Below are 3,102 nucleotides of genomic sequence, written 5' to 3'. Positions count from 1 at the left end.
ACTATGATAAGATTAACCCGTTAGGTCAGGTGGCCTAACTTAAATAAAAAAGTCTCCGACAAACCCGGTACGGTTCAGTCCTTAGAATCTACCTAACTTGGAGTCCAACTTTTTGGGGTCAGATCATCCTGCCAGGGTTTTTTATATTTGATTCGCTTGGTATAACTCCTGTCGTACCCTGCAGATCCTGTGCGATTTTCTTATTCTTGTTATTTGGAGCATCCAGCTCTCGATGTACCTATCATAGGGAAATTCCAGTATTCCGGATAGCAGCAAAGGGCCGAGATTGATGTGAGCATATACGTACAAGACCGACTAAAAACCGTCCTCTTTTTATCCGCAGAAATTGGGGGATAATTTCATATACTGAAATCTTGAGAACCGGACAAAAAAGCCAAAATTGAGCATTTTTTGGTCGATTTTATTGGCTAAAAGTTACAGATTTGCTTAAAAAACACACGATTTGTTAAAACGTGTGTTTTTTGATCTTTTTGGTTTGGGATTTATTTGTTTAAATATTTGATAAATAATATTTTAAAAAATGTTATTCCCAAGTAGAAATGTCCTATACCGACATTTCTACTAATTCATGCACAGGATTCAGATAGTGCTGCTAAATTCATGCTTGAACAATGAGGCCAAGCATAATTGACCTCATTAATATAGGCTTCTATTCTGGTTGGATCCAGTACATCTCCAGATGGCGCAGTCAGGTTAGATTATATTCGGCTTGCTTTGGGGTTGGAACGGATTGTGAATTGTGGATTTTATGTTTATCTGGGAGCAGTTGGGCTAAGTGCATTTCAATATGTTGCTGTAAGCACCGCTGATGCTGCTCGTTCAATTCAGATTGAGCCAACTGGATTTCCAGATGTTCCAATGCTTCATCATAACTGACAGCATTCTGCTCAATAGCGTAGCAGTAACCGAATACCGCACCTTGGCTTAAGTGCTGGTAGGGTAAACCTTCATGCTGGATATTACATGCGATTGATCCAAATACCCGTTCAGAGGCCGCTAGTTTCCTTAATGGGTCACGTGCGACACGTTCACACGGATCTTTGTAGGCATTGACACAAGAATTCATAAAGCTTTTTGCCAGATCATTAAGATCATTTTTGCGATGTGGGAGGGTAAAGGTAAGCCCTGCCTTCACTTCTTCCAGAAGCCCCTCCATAAACTGTCGCACTTTTGGGTCTGTCATAGCTAAACCAATCGTTTCGTAGCCTAGGCGTGTTGCATACCAGGTAGTCATGGCATGAACACCATTCCATAACCTGTTTTTTATCAACTGAATTTCCCGAATATCATCCACCAACACCATCTGACGCATTTTGCCTAGCAAGGGACTGTTATTTTCTACGTAAATCGGCATGTCCACTTCTGCATGGAAGAGAATCAAGTCCATGGTCTGCAAAATATGGCTGGGTTTAAAGTTACTGCACATCTCTTCGACATACATGGAAGCTAACCTTTCCTGTTCAGGATTCAAACGGGTAGCATCTTCAATATCAGCATGATCAAGGTCGTGATCGAGTTGGTATTGCTTAAAAATGTTGTACTTAATACGCAACTGACGGTAAAGATTTTGGTCGGTCAATTTGGAAACCATCCGGTTAACGACCGTATCACAGAAATAATGCTGCTCTAAAATTTTCTCAGCAATGTCCGGAGCTGTAATTTCAACCAAAGCGCTATGCACATGTTCAAGCAATAAGTGTTTGGCACCGATTTTATTTAAGATAATGAGAATGGTTAAAGGGTTCGTCAAGTGCTCATCATTGGCAATGTAACGAGCATACAAACCTTGGGCAATTGTTTTGGCCTCGCTTGCAAGCGCATGTTCAGGTAAACACACTGCTATCATGCTTGAGGCAATATACATCTCCTGCATCTGTTCAATATTACCGGCATCAATAATGCTCATGTTTTCAATACGTTCATCATAGGAAAACTGTCCATAACGAATACAATAACTGCCAAAAGCATTCACTGCTGATCGATATAAGGGATTATGGGTTGATGCATAGATCTGCTTTGGACGTGTATAACCATCCCAATGTGACATGATCTGTGCCATGAAACCACCGCCAATTGCACCAAATCCATGAATGCCAACGGTCAATTGATTCAGACTTTGTGGAAAAGACTCTTGAAGTGTTGGCATTTCCAAGTTTAGTGTATGTTGATCCAATTGATGCAGGCAGTCATACATACTTTCAAAAAAGTAATCTGTTTTGGCCAGCATGTTGGAATTAGGTTCCTTGATGTCTTGCAGCAAGATGGTGACTCCGCCAGCATCATAAGCGGAAGTAATGCCATTTTCGGAATCTTCAAACATCAGACATTCAGAGGAAGGTAAATTGAGTTTCTCAGCAGCGGAGAGGAAAATTTCGGGGTGAGGTTTGCCTTGCTGTACTTCATCACCACACACTAATACATCGAAGAATTTATAAACATTGGCATTGATGAGATATTCTTCAGCAATTAAGCGACGACTTGATGTCGCAACCGCCATACGTAAACCGGATTTACGTAAACGTTCTAGTACCTGAACTAACCCTTTTTTGATTGGTACTCCAAAATTTCGTACACTTTCAAGTTCGAGTTCATCAGCTCGTTTACGAATCTGAGCATACGGAATATCTTCGCCATACTGCTGTTTTGCAAGTTGGTGTGCACTGGTTGCACTAAGCCCCAGACAGGCCATTAAATAAGCATCGCTGAATGAAACACCAATCAATTCCTGAGAGGCCTGTTTCAATGTTTGGAAACGTAAACGCTCTGTATCAAACATTGTGCCATCCATGTCAAAAATTGCCCCATGAATAATATCATTATTAAATTTAAGCACTTATAATCCCTTTTACTGTAACAATACAATCAGATACAGAATAAGGAAAATGCATAACATGATGGAACGATCATAAGAAATGAAACAATTTTGTTTGTTTTTTGATCAATTTTGAGACTAATCTCAACTTTTTTGTAATTCTAAGTAAAGTTACTTTGCTGGATTGTACAAATATAGCTAAATACCAAATAAATCATTACAGTAATCTTTAAATAATTTATCAATATCTTTAACTCTAAACTTATTTC

Annotated in this window: 1 protein-coding gene; it reads right to left on the bottom strand. The window is 39.5% G+C overall.

All coding sequences use genetic code 11. From position 1 onward, the window contains the following. Positions 1 to 709: 709 nt before the first annotated feature. A complete protein-coding gene (gene mtlD, locus Q0017_RS13595) occupies positions 710 to 2,854 on the bottom strand; it encodes a bifunctional mannitol-1-phosphate dehydrogenase/phosphatase (RefSeq protein WP_131292130.1) in 2,145 nt (714 codons plus the stop codon). Positions 2,855 to 3,102 lie beyond the last annotated feature (248 nt).

The sequence above is a fragment of the uncultured Acinetobacter sp. genome (genome assembly GCF_947624825.1).
In the GTDB taxonomy this organism is placed as follows: Bacteria; Pseudomonadota; Gammaproteobacteria; order Pseudomonadales; family Moraxellaceae; genus Acinetobacter.
The sequence above is the reverse complement of the archived record's forward strand: the minus strand, read 5'-3'. Positions and strand labels throughout refer to the sequence as shown.